The following is a 17218-nucleotide window of genomic DNA, read 5'->3' as shown; positions in this document are numbered from 1 at the left end:
GTGAGCATACTCGTACCTACCGTTCTGCTCACTTCCCGCTGCTCTCTCCTAACTACTCCAAAAGCCATGTTCAAGCAATTCATCTCAAAATTACCCGGAGCGGACATCTATATGGTCGGTTCGTTCCTGACCTTCCTGGTCTTCTTCCTTCTGGTCGGGCTGTATCTGGTGCTGGCCGACAAACGTCACCTTCAGCAAATCAGCCGTCTGCCCCTCGACGAAGCCACCGACGCCTAATCCCTACCAACCATGAAGCTGCTTTTAACGAACCTGTCTGACCCAGCCAACCCATCATCCGTATGGAATCTTGCCTCGGGCGACGACCTGCTGTGGTATCTGGTCATCCTGCTGGTAGCCGCTGGTATTGGCCTGATTCTGGCGACAACGCTTTATCTGGCCTACATCCTGCGCCGTACGCTGGCCCCGCAACAGGAAACTAAGCCTGTCGACACCCGCCCGCTCTGGCAGCGCATCTCAGGCCTGCACTCGCTAAGCCAGGAAAAAGATCTGGTGATGGAACATGCATACGACGGCATTGCCGAACTGGACAACCCTACGCCCCCCTGGTTTATGGGCCTCTTCTACGGAACGATTGGATTCGGCGTCATCTACCTGCTGATCTTCCACGTCATTGGTACCGGTAACATTATGGAACAGGAATACAGCAGGGAAGTGGCCATTGCCGAGAAAGAACGGGAAGCGTATCTGAAACTGGTTGCCGGTAAGATCAACGAAAACACCGTGACGCAGTTGACCGACAGCAAAGGCATCGAAGCCGGAAAGGTCCTGTTCATCCAGTATTGCACCGCCTGCCACGGTCAGAACGCCGAAGGTAAGGTCGGGCCGAACCTCACCGACGAGTACTGGCTGCACGGCGGCACCGTCAAGGCCATTTACCATACGATTACCGAAGGCGTTCCCGAGAAAGGGATGATTTCCTGGAAGAAGCAGCTCAATCCCCTGCAGATTCAGCAGGTATCCAGCTACGTACTGTCCCTGCAAGGAACCAAGCCAGCCGGTGCCAAAGAAGCGCAGGGCGAGAAGGTTGTACCGGAATTGCCCGCACAAACCGAAAAAGTAGCTGACCTATAAATAAGATCCGCACCGATGCCTGCAGAGCCACTGCTATAAAGTAGGATTTTCCGAACGATCAGTGGCTCTTTTCGCGTATCCGGACGTAACAACTTAGCCGTATGGTAACCGAACTCAACGACCCAGAAAAACCGCTCGATGATTATTTCCGGACTCATCTGCCCAACACCGACAAGTCTGGAAAGCGGCAGTGGCTCTACCCCCGCGAGGTAAACGGACGGTATTACCACTGGCGCACCGTAGTGGCCTGGGTATTGCTCGCCCTGCTTTTTGCGGGACCGTTCCTGAGCCGCGACGGCCAGCCGCTGTTTCTGTTTAACGTACTGGAGCGTAAGTTTAACTTCTTTGGCGTTACGTTCTGGCCGCAGGATTTTCACCTGGTCGCGATGGGGCTGCTGGTCTTTATCGTGTTCATTGCCCTCTTTACGGTCGTTTACGGACGCGTCTGGTGCGGCTGGGCCTGTCCGCAAACTATCTTCATGGAGATGGTCTTCCGCAAGCTTGAATTCTGGATCGAGGGGGACTATAAAGCCCGACAACGGCTCGACGCCAGTCCCTGGACTAGCGAAAAAATAGCCAAGAAAAGCGCGAAACACAGCGTCTTTTTTCTGATCTCGTTTATCATCAGCAATACGTTCCTGGCCTACATAATCGGTAAGGACGCGCTGCTTGATATCATTACCGACCATCCGGCGAATCACCTCGTCGGTCTGGCAACCATTCTTGTGTTTACGGGCGTATTTTACGCGGTGTTTGCCTGGCTACGCGAAATCGTCTGCACCACCATTTGTCCATACGGCCGCCTACAGGGGGTTCTGCTGGATAAGAAGTCGATTGTTGTGGCGTATGACGATATTCGCGGAGAACCCAGAGGGAAGAAGCAACGGACTAAACCCACCGATCCCGACGTCAGCACCACATTTACGGCTCTGCCCCTCGCTCCTGCCGACAAGCCCAAAGGAGACTGCATCGACTGTAAGCTTTGTGTACAGGTCTGCCCGACCGGCATCGACATCCGGAACGGCGTGCAGATGGAATGCATTAACTGCACCGCCTGCATCGACGCCTGCGACGATGTGATGGACAAGATCGGCCGGCCGCGTGGACTGATCCGCTACGATTCGCTCGACGGTATTCAGAACCGCAAACCCTGGCGGATCACCACCCGCATGGCAATCTATAGCTTGGTGCTGGTGCTGATTATGGGCGTTTGGGCCTTCTTACTGACGAACCGGGCCGATCTGGAAACAACCGTATTGCGCGCCCCCGGTCAACTGTTTCAGCGCGAACCAGGCGGCAAAATCTCAAATCTATACCTGGTTGAGCTTGTCAACAAAACGCACAATGCCCGTTCCGTTACCTTCCGGGTCAACTACCCCGGCGCTTCCCTCCGAATGGTTCAGCCACTCACCCACGTAGCGGCCAATGAGCTAACGAAAGGCATGTTTTTCATATTGCTCCCTGAACAATCCATCCACGAAAGCAGTACCAGGCTGGAAATTGAGGTCGTATCCGAAGGTGTTGTGCTCGATAAGGTCCAAACCAGCTTCCTGGGGCCGGGCTGATTCACGAACACAGATTGCAGGATTTTCAGGAGAACAATAAGGCTTAAACGATTATCCAACCGATGCCAATCACTTACTGCCAGTGACGTCACCGCATGAATACCCTCCCTAACCCTGGCTGGTCGGATTAAGTTAGGCTTTTAAGAAGCCCTGGCTATCGGTTACCGCATCTGATGCGGTAACCGATAGCCAGGGTAATCTTTTAATAGACCTTACTTTACGGCAATTGCTTTATCGAGCAGCTTCCTGACAACCCACTGTCCTACATGCTCTCCCTGACGCGTACCTTCTTCGACGCCATCCCGATAATGGATACCCCCATATACCCGACTCACAGACGCTTCCTGGTAGGCGGCTTCGATGGACGAAAAATGGCGCACCCCATGCCCATACGGATACTCCGTTGAGTCGGTGAAGGCTACGTTAGGTCCGACCAGGTCAGCAATGACCTTACCAGCCGCTGCTGAAATGGCACTGTGCCCACTCACGTATTCCGGAAAAGCCGGTGTTTCCAGAAAAGGCCGCCAGTTGGGATCCAGATGGTTGTTTATTACGGTTTCGGGCCGAATCCGGACGTAAGTATATTTTTCTTCCCAACAGGTGATGAAGGCATCGAACATAGCAACGGCCGTGAGCGAATACAGTTGAGCCGCTTTGATCAGGCTAAACTGCTGTTGCTTGGCGAGCGTGGTGGCAATTGCCATCCAGTGACCAGGCGGGGTCATTTTTTTGCTGGCAAACATGACGTGGCCAGATACGTTCGTTACGAAGCCGTTATCATCCCAGAAATAAGCAATCGCCTGCTCGGTTTTATCCTGCCGCTGACCGATATCATACACTTCTTTGGTCAATTTCCAGAAAGGACTAGCAGGTGACAGGTCATATTTAGCCGGGGGAGAGCACCGAAACTGCCGTGCTGAATCCAGTGCAAACAAACGAACAGTGTTCCATTGGGGTTCACAGGCGTCGGCATAGGCCGGAGGAGTCGGCACCCAGGTGCCCGGTTTATTGGTGACCGTATACCGAAAGCCGCGGGTTTCCTTATAGTGGTCTTTGGTCGCATACTCCAGCACATGCCTGGCTACCTGTTCTCCATATCCCATTGAGCGCTCGTAGACATCATCCGGCACATTCAGTGCCTGAAGTTTAGGCAGAAACGTCTCGTCATACTTATCCCATAAATCTTCAGAAAATGTCAGCGCGCGGGCAACGGTCAGAAAAGCCTTCAGGCTGGCCAGTGGGTAGCAGTAAACCTGATTCGGTTGGGGAGAAGGAGCCGGAGTCGACCCATTAAGCGCCTGTAAGACCGATGGATATCCTGCGTAGCCAGGTCTGAGGGCCTCGTAAGTGGCCAGATACGTATAAGTATAAATTCGACTGGCGACGGGTGGCTTAAAAATATCATGTATGATGATATCGGTCAGTGTTTTGGAGCAGTCGTACAAAAGCTGAGGGTTTGCGGCCCGTGCATTATATTCGTCAGGGGTGGCTTTCGGCTGGCAGGCGCTTAATCCTAGCAGCAGTACGATGCCGAAGATGGATTGTAATTTCATAAATAGCCAATATGATGTAGGGCAGGCTGACAAGCTGCTCGGAAGATGAACTTATCGATTGTCAGGCACGGGAATTTTGCCCGGACGTGCGGAACAAATCCAGTGCAAACTGACTCATCGGAGGAAACCAGGAAGATGGGTAGCTATTGTTTGGGGGGAGGAGACGTGCGGCTAAGATCGACACCGTAGTAAAGTAGCGTCAATTCCCCAAAACCAGCCTGCCTGTCAATCGTTATGGCAATGGGATGTTGCAGTTCCCAGACAAACGGGGGCAGGTAGGTGTTCAGCCGGTGTTTAAGCATCTTGAGCAACTGGCTCAGGGGTGATTTAGGCGGAGTCTGATCATCACTAAGCTGCTGCCACTGCTCAGCCAGTTCGAAGAAGCGCTCCTTTGCGTTCTGATTCGTCTTAAGCGTTGTATACAGCGTATCATTGACGTACCGCTGACTAACGATGTTATAAAAGTTATCGCCATCCTGAATGAGGCCGTCCTGCCCATCCGTATTTTCCCAGCTAGCTGTATAAGGCAACGAAATGGGCAGCTTAACCACCTTCCATTGATCGTCTGCTTCGACCGGAGCCGCTACCTCATACACCTGCTCAAAGGTCAATACAGCCATTGGCACCCCTACCAGATGGTAGAGCAGCAACAACAAAAACCCGATGGCTGAAAGCGATCTCAAATCAACTGCAATTTACACTTTTAGTAGGAGTTCAGGACTACTTTATACGCGATAAGTACAAAGGATTGCAACATTCCGTTCAGTTTAGACCGGATCACTGGTGCGCAGTCTTAAATCAGCTTTTTACGCTGTTGTAGCGAGACGAACGCGACTTTTCGCTGCCGTGATGATTTCCTCAATGCTGCCTGAGCACTGGTTGTCTGCCAAAACTGCATAAAAAAAATGGCCCTCCAGCCGTTTTAGCAATCAGTGACCTTTCATTCGGAGATTGACAAAAGTTTGGTGGATTACTGAGTTCGATCATGTCGTATGGCGCTGAATAGCTCGAATTTTACGTATATCAATACGCATTAGAATTATGAGCTGGGGAAAAGCTATTCCGCTTGTATTTGTCTTTTTTGCCGGCTTCATCTGCACCTTGGTGTTCAGAATGAGCCGCCAACATATTGACCTCGTTCGCGACGATTATTACCAGGACGAAATTGCTTATCAACAACATATTGACCGGGTGAACAACGCCCGGCAGAAAAGGACCATCGACATTACGTATCAGCCTGACCAGCAGCGGGTTGTTTTTGCCCTATCCGACTCGCTGCAAAAGGGTGAGATTACTTTTTACCGTCCCGCCGACCGCGAGCAGGATTTTAGCGTACCGGTTCCGGCGCAACACGCAGCCGAGCAGATTATCCCTACAGGCAGCCTGGCGAAAGGCTACTGGCGGGTGCAGTTTAGCTGGTCCGACGGCCAGCGCGAGTATTATACCGAAAAGCAAATCCACCTGTAAGATGTCACCCTGGTTTGTTACTGCCCTACTGACCGGCCTCATCAGCAGCCTGCACTGCGTGGGTATGTGCGGTCCTCTGGTGGCTGCACTGCCCATCGGTCGATTGCCCCATACCCAGCGTTGGCTGGCAGTGGGACTGTACCATGCCGGGCGTATAATAATCTACAGCAGTCTGGGCGCGTTGGCGGGTACTATGGGCTTGGGCCTTCACTGGTTAGGCTGGCAGCGCCCACTGGCGGTGATCTGTGGAGTCGTTCTGTTAGCGGGTACGGTATGGAGGAGTAATTGGGCAACTCAGTTACGTCTCCCCCGTTTCAATCAGTGGGTGACCAAGACCTTCAGCCAGCACCTCCGCCGGACAGGTTGGGCGGGTTTCGCCGGACTCGGCATTTTAAACGGACTGCTTCCCTGCGGCTTTACCTACGTAGCACTGGCAGGTACGCTCGCGACCGATACGCCTGTAGCCGGGGCGTTGTACATGCTGTTCTTTGGGCTCGGTACGCTCCCGGCGTTATTGGGCGTCAATGCGGTCATGAACTGGCTAAGCGACATCGGGCGAAAGCGAATCAATCGGTTTCTCTCCGTAGCGACGGTTATTGTAGCCCTACTGCTCATCAGCCGGGGACTTGCACACTACAAACTACCCGCTCACCCCACTGATCCCATTCCGGTTTGCCACGGTACGCTCGCCACGCGCTGAAAGCACGACGTATTTGTAAAAGGCTGACGCTCGGCCCGCCGTGGCGGGCCGAGCGTCAGCCTTTTACAGTCCTCTCTTCTTTTTAGGTTAAGCCTGTTCAGCCCCCCCTTTACAGCAAGTTAAGCGCCATCATACCCGACAGAAACTGAACGCAGCCATCTTTAATGCGCACAAACTCATCAATGAGTAAAATGGCGTGGCGTTCAATTGTCGTCGATAAACCAAAGCGCAGGTCGCGGCAGGGTAACGACTCATCTGCCTTCTGACACTGAGTGCTCTCGCAAATCATATCGCGACGTAAGCGTTTTAAACGGCCCTGCAGTTGATTCAGATTTCCGTAATAGTCAATCGCGCTGTGCCGCAGACTGCGGTAATTGTAGCGGTTCAGTACGTCGAGCAGTAACGTTTGCAGTTGCTCGATCTCTTCTTCCTGCCGACGGATCGTCTGTTGCAGTTGCTGGTACTCAAGATGACAGCTTACCATAGTTAATGGGGTGATAGGAGGAGTATAGGAACGTAGTGAATCCATACGGTTATGGGCTATATTGCCTGACGAAGTTTATCGCTTACTTGAGAAGAGATTTCAGCGCTACCGGTCACACCTGTGTACCGCCAGATTTCCGAACCTCGTTTAAGTAAGACAAACGAGGGCTGAGCGGCAAATCCAAAACTAGTAACAACCTCAGGATGAGTCGTTTCACTTACGCGCATGATTCGCACAGCCGGATCGAGCACCGACCGGGTCTGTTCCAGCAAATGCTCCATCTCTACACGGTAGCCCGAAGCCGCTGGTATATAGACCAGTAAGACGGGTGGTTGGGAGGCTATTTGAAGCGAAGTAGATGTCATGACAACAAACCAATTTTCAACTGCTCAAAATTGGCAGTATTCCCGCTGGGGTTCTGTGATGGGGATCAACCCCAAAACTGATTTTTGTCAGGCAGGTTAGTTAGGTTAGTCTTTACTTTGCAGTACGAAATCCTAATTTGTATGTTCGACGACTCATTCGAGGCCGTTTTTACGCATGCCACCATCGCCATTCTCGTTTCCGACGCGACTGGACGTATCATTTCGGCGAATCGCTCTGCCCTGACTCTGTTTGGCTACGACGAGATGGCCAGCCTGCGCATCGAAGCGCTCGTACCGGATACCGTTGTTAACCGCCACGAACGACTGCGCGAATCGTTTAATGCCAACCCGCAGGTTCGGGCTATGGGGCACGAACGCGACCTCTACGCTAAACGTAGTGATGATACGGTATTTCCGGCGGAGATCAGCTTAAGTTATTTCCGGCGCGAGGGGCAGTTGTTTGTCGTATCGTACATCATCGACATTACGTACAAAAAGGAATCGGAGCGGAAACTGCTCGAACAAAAACACAGTATTGAACAGCTTAACGCCCAGCTCGAACAAAAAGTAGCCGACCGTACGCATGCGCTCATGGCGACGCTGCACCAACTCGAAGAATCGAAAGATGAGCTGGCCAAAGCCCTGGCCGCCGAGCGGGAGTTAGGCGAACTGAAATCCCGCTTTGTATCGATGGCCTCGCATGAGTTCCGGACCCCCTTAAGCGCCGTGCTGACCTCCGCTTCGCTGATCGAAAAATATCCGGGAGCCGACCAGCAGGATAAACGGCTCAAGCATATTCACCGGATTAAATCGTCGGTGAATCACCTCAATAATATTCTGGAAGAGTTTTTATCCGTAGGCCGCCTGGAAGAAGGCCGGGTTGAAGCGACCTGGTCACTGGTTGATATCCCTAAACTAGCCGCCGAAGTTATTACCGACCTTCAGGATATGTTAAAAGCGGGGCAGACCGTACACACCGACTTCAGTTGCCCTAAGCCGATTCTGTCGGACCCGTCGCTGCTCCGTAAGATTCTGGTCAATCTGCTGTCGAACGCCATCAAGTATTCCGGCGAAAACCAGTCGGTTTACCTGTCGGCGCATTGTCAGGAAACGGCGCTCGTAGTGGTGGTTCGCGACCAGGGCATCGGCATTTCGGCCGACGATCAGAAGCACTTGTTTGAACGATTCTTCCGGGCTAAAAACGCGACTAATTTTGCGGGTACCGGACTCGGGCTGCATATTGTTGGCAAATACCTCGAACTCCTGGGTGGTTCGGTTGAACTATCCAGCCACCTGGAAGAAGGCACGACGATTACCCTCACACTACCTTATGAAAACCATTCTGTTGATTGAAGATAACGCGGACATTCGGGAAAACACGGCCGAAATTCTGGAACTGGCTGGCTACCGTGTCCTGACGGCCGAGAACGGTAAACTCGGCGTTGAGCAGGCGCTGGCCGACCGACCGGACCTGATTATCTGCGACATCATGATGCCCGTGCTGGACGGCTATGGCGTGCTGCACATTGTCAATAAAAACCCCGAACTGAGTGGTATTCCCTTTATTTTCCTAACGGCAAAATCCGAGCGGGTCGACTTCCGCCGGGGCATGGAACTGGGGGCCGACGATTACCTGACCAAGCCCTTCGACGATACTGAACTTTTGAGCGCGATTGAAGGGCGGCTGAATCGTTTCGAAAAAGTGGCCCCTGCGGTCCGTTCCGATTACAACCTGGACCGCGAAGGCCTTACGCAATTCCTCAACGATGCGCGCACCACAGGAGGACTGGAAAGCCTTTCTGCCGACCGAAAGGTGCATCGGGTAGCCAAAAAGCAATTTATCTACACGGAGGGCGACGAACCAACGCGCCTGTATTTCCTGAAAAGTGGCCGGATAAAGGCCATGCGTACCAATGCTGATGGCAAAGAACTGGTCACGGGGATCTACGGAGCGGGTGAATTTTTTGGCTATTTGCCCTTACTCGAAGAAACAAACTACACCGATTCGGCCGTGACGCTCGACGATTCGGAGCTTATTTATATTCCGCGGGCCGACTTCCAGCAACTGCTGACGGCCCGGCCCGAGGTGAGTCGCCAGTTTATCCAGTTGCTGGCCGGGCGGGTCAGTGAGCGCGAGCAGCAGTTGTTAGGTATGGCCTACGGCTCGTTACGTCGCCGGGTTGCCGATGCGTTGCTGCGCCTGCACACGATGCAGTCTGATGGCGAAGCCGCACCGATCCAACTCTCGCGCGACGACCTGGCCGCGGTGGTTGGCACGGCTACCGAGTCACTTATCCGAACCTTAAGCGAGTTCAAGCAGGATGGTTTGATCGAGGTAAGTACGGCCGGTATCCGCATAGTGCAACCCGACAAGCTCCGTCGAGCCAACTGGTAGTACCCGCCTGACAAAAATCAGAATACCAGATGAGTTTGCTCAACCAGTTGGGTGATTGAGCCGGCTATTTTTGTCAGGCAATTAACTGTCATGGAATGGTCACTGGCCGCAAAACCTGAATGACCACCGATGGCCACTGACTGGTAAGAGAATGAAAACGGCTTTTTATACTACGGATTGCTCGGTAGATTCCGCGTTTGTATTACGTCGATGGATGGCTAACCACGCTCACGAACCGATCTGCCTGACAATCGTCTATCCCTATGATGTGAAGGCTGGTACGTCGCTGACCAAAGAAACCTGCCGGACCATCAAGCAGGAAGCGAAGAGCCGACTGGACCAGTGGCTGGATCTGATTCCACAAACCGCATCTGATCAGATAAAACCCGAAACGCTGTTAGCCAGCCCTAAATTAGCCGTTAAACTTCACATGCTGCTCCGTCGCTACGATTACCTGCTTGTCGACGCACAGGTACAAGAGCTATCCGACGAAACCCGGACCATGCTTAGCCAGACGAATGCACAACTGATCTCGGTTTCGGGCGCGCTGGCGGTGGCCTAACTCGTTTTGAATTGTTTGTAGGCAGTTGCTGATACGTAATACAGCTACCGCATAGCCCCGCCACGGCGTACCGTTTCGAAGTCAGCTTTTACAGCAAAGCGAAGAGGTCTTTAACGCCCAGCATTCGTTTGCTGATAAAGCCTTCGCCAAATTCCGCGCCGATCATGTGCCCGTGCTCACGGGTGCGGGCTTCCAGGAATTTCATGAATGGCTCGCCGGAAATATAGCTCTGCGGCTCATTACTGTTCGGGTTAAAGAACTGACTTTGATACGCTTTGATAGCGGCAATTTTACCTTCCCAATACGGCGTTACGTCGACCACAAAATCAGGCTTCAGCGACCGGTCCTGAATGAAGTGGTAAACCAGCACAGGTCGGTGTGCTTCCTGCGGCTGCCCGTCTTTACCGACGGTTTTGATCTGGCGCAACCCTGAGTAAAAACAAGCGTCCACGACTAATTGAGCCGCCCGGCCATGATCGGGGTGCCGATCGTCGGGGGTGTTGGTCAGAACGATCTGAGGCTTGAACTGACGAATGATCGGGATCAGCGCCAACTGGTGTTCTTCGTCGTTCCGAAAAAACCCATCGCGGAAACCCATGTTCTCGCGGGCGACCAAGCCCATCAGTCGGGCTCCTTCGGCCGACTCCTGCAACCGGATTTCGGGGGTGCCGCGCGTACCAAGTTCACCACGGGTCAGATCGACCCCGGCAACCGTTTTACCCTGCGCAATAAGAGAGAGTATTGTACCGGCACAGGTCATTTCAATATCATCCGGATGAGCAGCAATGGCTAAAACGTCGGCGGTCATGATGGCAAATTTAAGGTTTGGTGGCTTTATCTCGCTGGTTAATCAGCCCTACGAACTATTCAGTCAATCAATCCGGCTCGCTTTTTGTTCGCTGATGCGAACGCCAGACTATTATTTTTTTCCCTGAAACACGTTACTTTGGCGAAGTAAGGCCCAAACGTTTACAGACTAAACGCTGGCCCTGTACGAATCTCAACTACACTCCATAATCCCATTTTCACTCGTTGTAACCTAACCCCATGTCCTACAAAGCGCTCGCCCTTCAGCTAACCTGCCAGACCGTCAACTCGTACCAGACCCGTGATGATGCCGAAGTTGTAATGCTTCAAACCATTGAGCGTATCGAAAAACAAATTGCCGCTTCTATTGGCCTCATCGGCCGGGATACCCTGCTGGTGGTAGTTCCCGAGTTCTTTCTGACAGGTTTTCCACTGGGCGAAACCATTGAGGAATGGCGGGAAAAAGCCGCGCTGGAGATTGACGGACGTATTTATGAGGCCCTGGGTGCAATGGTTCAGCGGCAGCAGATTTATTTTTCCGGCAATGCGTTTGAGCAGGACCCCTTCTTCCCGGAGCTGTATTTCCAGACCAGTTTTATCATTGGACCCAACGGCGACATTCTGTTACGTTACCGCCGTCTGAACGCCATGTACGTACCGACCCCGCACGATGTATGGGAACTGTACCTCGATGCTTACGGCTACGACTCCTTATTTCCGGTCATAAAAACAAACATTGGGAACCTGGCCTGTGTGGCTTCCGAAGACATTTTATACCCCGAAGTAGCCCGCTGCCTGACCATGCGCGGAGCCGAGGTGCTGCTGCACTCTACTTCCGAAATTGGCAGCCCCCAGCAAACGCAAAAGAACGTAGCGAAACAAGCGCGGGCTATCGAGAATATGGCCTACGTGGTGTCGGCCAACTCCGCGGGCATCATGAACAATACTATTCCTTTCGGCTCAAACGATGGCGGCTCCAAACTGGTTGACCCGAAGGGCGTTGTGCTGGCCGAAGCTGGGTATGGCGAAAGTATGGTGGCCAACGCCGACATCGATCTGGCTGCGCTGCGCGAGTTTCGGCAGCGTCCGGCCGTGGGCAATCTCCTGGCTCGCCAACGGTTCGAACTGTATGGCGAGAGTTATACTAAAACCAGTATTTATCCGCCCGGCACGCTCTTGAGCCAACCCGCCGAACGTCAGCAATTCATAAAAACCCAGCAGGAGGTTATTAAAAAGCTGTATAGCTAAGCAAAAGTTCGTACGTCAGGCCACTGCATGGTAGCCTGACGTACGAACAACGATTGTTCAGACAGCAGGATCATTACCTTCTGCCCAGATTTCTGCGGGCTTTTGGTATGCAGGCCGTAGCGACTACGTATCTATCCAGACTAACCTGTCCTTTACCCAACGTAGAGCCGCTCTTCTTCCAGGGCTTTCTGATAGTTTTCTTTATCAAACTCGTAGAGATAAGGGGCCTTATGCGCTCCGCCGGTTTTCCGTTCGTCCAGGCGCTTCAGCACACCGTAGCCCAGCATCCGCTTCTGAAAATTTCGTCGGTCCAGCGACTGCCCCAGAATGGTTTCGTAGAGTTGCTGCAAATCGGGCATGGTGAACCTACTACCTAGTAAGTTGTAACCAATGGGCTGGTAGCTAAGCTGCCGCCGAAGCGTTTTCAGCGCCAGGCTGATCATATCGTTATGATCGAACAGCAGCGGAGGAATCTGATCAACATCCCACCAGCGGCATTCATCCGTGAAGACATCGGGCGTCGGGTTCACCTCCGCAAACTCAACCAGGGCGTAGTACCCTACTGAAACGTCCCGCCCAACGATAGCCTGACTCACTTCGGCGGGCAATCCTAACTTAAGCATGGTTTCTTCGCGGCTGTAATTTTTATACCGTATTACGTCGCCAAACGTATGAAACTGCTGTAGAAACACTTCGCTCAGCCCGGTTCGCTCCTGCAAACTCCGATAAGCCGCATCATCCACGTTTTCGTGGTGACCAACGCGTCCGCCCGGTAAACACCAGTCTTCGGTTTCTTTCCAGCGCAACAGCAACACTTTTAGCTGGCCACTATGAAATCCAAAAATCACGCAGTCGATTGACACCGAGGGTACGCACTCTTCTTTTATTTTCCGAACTAGCTGTAATACCTCTTTTTTGTACTCCATCCTGAAAAACTAAAAAATAACATAGTGCGTACCAAATACACATTGAAAATTTATTTTTATCATTGTGTTCATAATACGCATTAATAATGAGCATTAACTTTCCTTCCTTAAAACCCTACCAGTCAATAGCGGCTTTGTGCGTTGGCGCTGTTGGCCTGTGGGCCTACGCTGGCAGATCCATCAATGCCCCCGGCGATAAACCAGAAGAAAACCGGTTCACCAAGGTGGTGCTGGCCGAAAAGCTCAACGAGCCGCTGGAAATGACGATTTTACCCGACGAGCGGGTGTTATTGATTGAGCGGCATGGCGATGTACGTATCTATTCGCCAACGACAAAACAACTCAAAACCATCGCCACTATTCCCGTCAGCACAAAGTATAAAGATAAAGAAGGGAACGAAACCGAAGCCGAAGATGGTCTGCTGGGCGTTAACATCGACCCAAATTTCGCTCAGAATCACTGGATATACCTTTATTACTCCCCCGCCGGTTCAGAAGCCAAGAACATTCTGACCCGCTACGAGCTAAAAGGCGATGAGTTGGTGCTTTCGTCCAAAAAAGTGTTGCTGGAAGTACCAGTGCAGCGCGAGCAATGCTGCCATACGGGCGGCTCGATTGACTGGGATCGTGATGGCAACCTGTACCTATCCACCGGCGACAATACCTCACCCAGAGCTACCCTATACGCTCCTATCGACGAGCGCGAAGGCCGTGGCCCCTGGGATGCACAAAAGTCGTCGGGCAACACCAACGACCTGCGCGGAAAAATCATCCGTATTCATCCCGAAGCCGATGGTACGTATACCATTCCGGACGGGAATCTATTCCCGAAAGGAATGTCCAGAACCCGGCCTGAAATCTACACCATGGGGCACCGGAACCCGTACCGCATTTCGGTCGACAAACATACCGGTTATTTGTACTGGGGCGATGTCGGTCCCGACGCGGGCGTCGATTCGGCAGGGGTTGGCCCCATGGCCGAAGACGAATACAACCAGGCTCGCAAGGCGGGTAATTTCGGCTGGCCCTATTTTGTGGGCGATAACAAAGCCTATTACGACATCGATTTCGCGACTAACAAGAAAGGAGCGCAGTTCGACCCGGCCCATCCGGTCAATGATTCACCTAACAACACCGGCTTGCGCGATCTTCCGCCCGCCCAGCCAGCCCTGATCTCCTACCCTGCCTCCGAAACCAAGAAGTTTCCGTTCATGGGCTCAGGTGGTCGGAGTGCCATGGCGGGACCAGCCTACTACCAAGACGACTTCAAAAGTGCTAAACGGGGATTTCCGGATTATTACAACGGCAAAGTGTTCTTCTACGAGTGGATGCGCGATCTGATTCTGTCGGTCAGCTTCAACGACAAGGGCGACATGACGAACGTCGAGCGTTTTTTGCCTAATATGGCGTTCAGCCACCCAATTGATATGGCGTTTGGGCCGAATGGTGATCTGTACGTACTGGAATATGGCACCGGCTGGTTTACCAAAAATGATGACTCGCGGCTGGTTCGTATCGAGTACAACGGCGGTAACCGCAAACCTGCCGTTCAGGCAGTCGCCAGCCAAACCGCCGGAGCCGTACCGCTGAACGTGACCTTATCGTCGGACGGTAGCAAAGACTTCGATGGTGACGCCATGACGTACCAATGGAAGGTTTATTCGAAAGCTGGTGGGCAGCCGACGGTGCTGAACGAAGCGAACCCAAACTTTACGTTCCAGAAACCAGGCCAATACAAAGCGATTCTGACCGTAACGGATGCCAAAGGAGCGGCCGACACCCGTGAGCTGAACATTGTAGCGGGTAACCAGCCGCCGGTTGTAGCCCTCCAACTAACGAAAGGCAATAAGAGCTTTTACTTCCCCGGTGAGCCGATTGCCTACCAGGTTAATGTAACGGACAAAGAAGATGGCAGCCTGACGACGGGCAAGATTCAGCCCAGGCAGGTGGTGGTCCGCGCGACGTATCAGGACGAAGCTACCGCTCAGAATGCCAGCGAGGCTAGTCATAAGTTTTCGGAAGCAACGTATCTGGGTAACGGCAAAGTGCTGATGGAAAAGAGCGATTGCAAAGCCTGCCACTTCACCGACAAGAAATCCATCGGTCCGGCATTCGTCGACGTAGCGAAACGCTATAAAAGCGACGCCAATGCGATAGCTAGCTTGTCGACTAAAATCATTAAAGGCGGTGGTGGCGTCTGGGGCGATGCCATAATGACCGCGCACCCGCAACTTGGTGCGGCCGATGCAGGTGAAATTGTCAAGTATATTCTAACCTTGTCGGACAAACCCGTCGAAGCCCCGCTGCTACCAACAAAAGGTACAGTTACACCGGCCAAAGACCAGAAGGGTAATCTGGTACTGCAAGCGTCTTATAAGGATAAAGGAGCAAACGGCCTGCCCGCCCAGACAGCCCAGCAGGCGCTGGTGCTGCGGAATCCGCTGCTTCAGTTGGGAACGAGCGACAGTCAATCGAAGGGAACGATGATTTTCAAGTCGGGCCAGCTTCCGGTCGTAGTCGTGATGGCGTCGGATACGTATGTGCAGTTTAACAAACTGGACCTGACTGGTATCAAAGCGATGGAGTTTTCGGTAGCGATTCCTAAACAGGGATTAAATGCCGCTGGCGGTCGCATTGAAGTACGGGTCGATTCGCCGACCGGACCACTACTCGGACAAATCGAAGACCTGCGCCCTTCTGAAGCGGAAGTAAAAAGCGCAGCCGACGCGTTTAAACCGAGTATGGCCAAAGCTACTCTTTCGCCAGTGGCCGGTGTACACGATTTATACTTTGTCTTCAAGAACGAAAAGGCCGGTAAGGCTCCTCTGTTTGCCCCAATCACCGTTCAACTTTTTAACTGAAGACGGTAGACGTAAGACGCAGAAGAAAAACTCCTTACCATCGCTCCCAACACGCTTGAGTCCTACGTCTTTCTTCTCACCGCCTTATCTCTATACGTCTCACATCTCCCAAAATCAAACGATCATGCCCCAATCCCGTCGTCAATTTCTGAACCACCTTGGCTTGTCAGCCGCCGGTCTGAGCCTGGCCTCTGCTTTACCAACTCAAACCTTCGCCGATATGACGGCTAAAAAATTTACCGCTTCGGCGTTCCGATTTGATATTTCGCTCGCCGAATTCTCATTTGCGGGAGAATTGTTCTCCGGTAAAATGACCAACATGGATTTCCCGGCACGGGCCAAAAATGAGTTCGGCATTAATGTACTGGAGTACGTGTCCATGTTTTTCAACAACAAGCACACCGACCAGACCTACCTCAAGGAGTTAAAGCAGCGCACCGACGATCTGGGTATGAAAAACAACCTCATCATGGTCGACGGGGCTAACATTGCCGATCTGGATGCCACCAAGCGGAAGCAAGCCGTTGACGCACACCACCCCTGGGTCGATGCCGCTAAATACTTAGGCTGCACCGCCATCCGGGTGAACCTGGGTGATACGTCTATAGCCATGTCCGGTGCCCCCGACGATCCGGCTGAAGAAGCGGCCAAGGCAGCGGCCGATGGCTATCATCAACTGCTCGAATACGCAGCGAAGCAAAAGATCAACGTCATCGTCGAAAATCACTTTGGCAACTCGACCAACATCGACTGGCTGGTTGGCGTACTGAAACAAGTGAACATGCCCAATGCGGGCCTGTTACCCGATTTTGGCAACTTCTGCCGACAACGCAGCAAACCCGAAACCAACGATATCAAAGGCATTATGGCCACTAAGTGCCTGAAGGAATATGACCGCTATGAGGGGGTGAAGAAAATGATGCCCTACGCCAAAGGTATAAGTGCCAAAACGCATAAGTTCGATGCTAAGGGCAACGAAACCGAAACGGATTTTCGCCGGATGTTCAAGATCATTAAAGATGCCGGGTTCACAGGATACGTAGGTATTGAGTACGAAGGGGGTTTAATGAATATGTATAACCCAACTGGCGGTTACTTACCCAACAGCGACGGGATTAAAGCCACCAAGACGCTACTCGAACGCGTACGTACCGAACTGTCCTAATCATTTGCTCAATCGGGTTCTACGGGCT

17 protein-coding genes are annotated in these 17218 nt (G+C 52.5%); 11 read left to right on the top strand and 6 right to left on the bottom strand.

The genetic code is table 11. The features are described 5' to 3' along the window. Positions 1-66: 66 nt before the first annotated feature. From ACYVBJ_RS06820 to ccoG, 3 genes are all read left to right on the top strand, one after another. Positions 67-237, top strand: coding sequence for a hypothetical protein (locus ACYVBJ_RS06820; RefSeq protein WP_460981544.1), 171 nt, complete (start codon positions 67-69; stop codon positions 235-237). 12 nt (positions 238-249) lie between these two features. Then, positions 250-1092, top strand: a complete 843-nt coding sequence (locus ACYVBJ_RS06815) for a cbb3-type cytochrome c oxidase N-terminal domain-containing protein (protein ID WP_460981543.1) — start codon at positions 250-252, stop codon at positions 1090-1092. 101 nt (positions 1093-1193) lie between these two features. After that, entirely contained in the window at positions 1194-2657 is a 1464-nt protein-coding gene (gene ccoG, locus ACYVBJ_RS06810) for a cytochrome c oxidase accessory protein CcoG (protein ID WP_460981542.1), read from the top strand. Positions 2658-2869: 212 nt separating this feature from the next. Here the strand turns inward: ccoG and ACYVBJ_RS06805 are convergent, their stop codons facing one another. Together ACYVBJ_RS06805 and ACYVBJ_RS06800 are read right to left on the bottom strand one after the other, a co-directional pair. Then, complete coding sequence (locus ACYVBJ_RS06805) at positions 2870-4210, bottom strand: vanadium-dependent haloperoxidase (RefSeq protein WP_460981541.1); 1341 nt, start codon at positions 4208-4210, stop codon at positions 2870-2872. 143 nt (positions 4211-4353) lie between these two features. Next, the gene (locus ACYVBJ_RS06800) at positions 4354-4893 is read right to left on the bottom strand and encodes a hypothetical protein (RefSeq protein WP_460981540.1); all 540 of its coding nucleotides are present in this window, start codon (positions 4891-4893) and stop codon (positions 4354-4356) included. 358 nt (positions 4894-5251) lie between these two features. Here ACYVBJ_RS06800 and ACYVBJ_RS06795 point away from each other — a divergent pair, with 358 nt between their 5' ends. Beyond that, the gene (locus ACYVBJ_RS06795) at positions 5252-5677 is read left to right on the top strand and encodes a FixH family protein (protein ID WP_460981539.1); all 426 of its coding nucleotides are present in this window, start codon (positions 5252-5254) and stop codon (positions 5675-5677) included. A gap of 1 nt (position 5678) precedes the next feature. Next, positions 5679-6377 carry a sulfite exporter TauE/SafE family protein gene (locus ACYVBJ_RS06790; protein ID WP_460981538.1) on the top strand — a complete coding sequence of 233 codons (699 nt, stop codon included), beginning with the start codon at positions 5679-5681 and terminating at the stop codon, positions 6375-6377. Between the two features lie 109 nt (positions 6378-6486). On the opposite strand, the gene ACYVBJ_RS06785 is transcribed toward ACYVBJ_RS06790, so the two are convergent. Beyond that, positions 6487-6861 carry a hypothetical protein gene (locus tag ACYVBJ_RS06785; RefSeq protein ID WP_460981537.1) on the bottom strand — a complete coding sequence of 125 codons (375 nt, stop codon included), beginning with the start codon at positions 6859-6861 and terminating at the stop codon, positions 6487-6489. A 56-nt stretch (positions 6862-6917) separates the two neighbouring features. Beyond that, entirely contained in the window at positions 6918-7226 is a 309-nt protein-coding gene (locus ACYVBJ_RS06780; protein WP_460981536.1) for a thioredoxin domain-containing protein, read from the bottom strand. Positions 7227-7367: 141 nt separating this feature from the next. Here ACYVBJ_RS06780 and ACYVBJ_RS06775 point away from each other — a divergent pair, with 141 nt between their 5' ends. The 3 genes from ACYVBJ_RS06775 (at position 7368) to ACYVBJ_RS06765 (ending at position 10183) form a co-directional block, all read left to right on the top strand. Further along, the gene (locus ACYVBJ_RS06775) at positions 7368-8579 is read left to right on the top strand and encodes a PAS domain-containing sensor histidine kinase (protein WP_460981535.1); all 1212 of its coding nucleotides are present in this window, start codon (positions 7368-7370) and stop codon (positions 8577-8579) included. Beyond that, positions 8557-9621, top strand: coding sequence for a response regulator (locus tag ACYVBJ_RS06770; RefSeq protein ID WP_460981534.1), 1065 nt, complete (start codon positions 8557-8559; stop codon positions 9619-9621). The genes ACYVBJ_RS06775 and ACYVBJ_RS06770 overlap by 23 nt, the downstream gene beginning before the upstream one ends. 151 nt (positions 9622-9772) lie before the next feature. Next, complete coding sequence (locus ACYVBJ_RS06765) at positions 9773-10183, top strand: hypothetical protein (RefSeq protein ID WP_460981533.1); 411 nt, start codon at positions 9773-9775, stop codon at positions 10181-10183. A gap of 88 nt (positions 10184-10271) precedes the next feature. On the opposite strand, the gene bshB1 is transcribed toward ACYVBJ_RS06765, so the two are convergent. After that, positions 10272-10991 carry a bacillithiol biosynthesis deacetylase BshB1 gene (bshB1, locus tag ACYVBJ_RS06760; RefSeq protein WP_460981532.1) on the bottom strand — a complete coding sequence of 240 codons (720 nt, stop codon included), beginning with the start codon at positions 10989-10991 and terminating at the stop codon, positions 10272-10274. 239 nt (positions 10992-11230) lie between these two features. Between bshB1 and ACYVBJ_RS06755 the strand changes: the two genes are divergently transcribed. Continuing rightward, a complete protein-coding gene (locus tag ACYVBJ_RS06755) occupies positions 11231-12238 on the top strand; it encodes a nitrilase-related carbon-nitrogen hydrolase (protein WP_460981531.1) in 1008 nt (335 codons plus the stop codon). Positions 12239-12390: 152 nt separating this feature from the next. Here the strand turns inward: ACYVBJ_RS06755 and ACYVBJ_RS06750 are convergent, their stop codons facing one another. After that, on the bottom strand, positions 12391-13164 hold the full coding sequence (locus tag ACYVBJ_RS06750) for an NUDIX hydrolase (RefSeq protein ID WP_460981530.1): 774 nt from the start codon (positions 13162-13164) through the stop codon (positions 12391-12393). Between the two features lie 86 nt (positions 13165-13250). On the opposite strand from ACYVBJ_RS06750, the gene ACYVBJ_RS06745 reads away from it, so the two are divergent. Together ACYVBJ_RS06745 and ACYVBJ_RS06740 are read left to right on the top strand one after the other, a co-directional pair. Beyond that, positions 13251-16025: a PQQ-dependent sugar dehydrogenase gene (locus tag ACYVBJ_RS06745; RefSeq protein ID WP_460981529.1), complete on the top strand. Its 2775-nt coding sequence runs from the start codon at positions 13251-13253 to the stop codon at positions 16023-16025. Positions 16026-16149: 124 nt separating this feature from the next. Beyond that, entirely contained in the window at positions 16150-17190 is a 1041-nt protein-coding gene (locus ACYVBJ_RS06740) for a sugar phosphate isomerase/epimerase family protein (RefSeq protein WP_460981528.1), read from the top strand. Positions 17191-17218: the final 28 nt, after the last annotated feature.

This window comes from Spirosoma fluminis (genome assembly GCF_054778895.1).
This window is presented reverse-complemented; position numbering and strand designations above follow the sequence as displayed.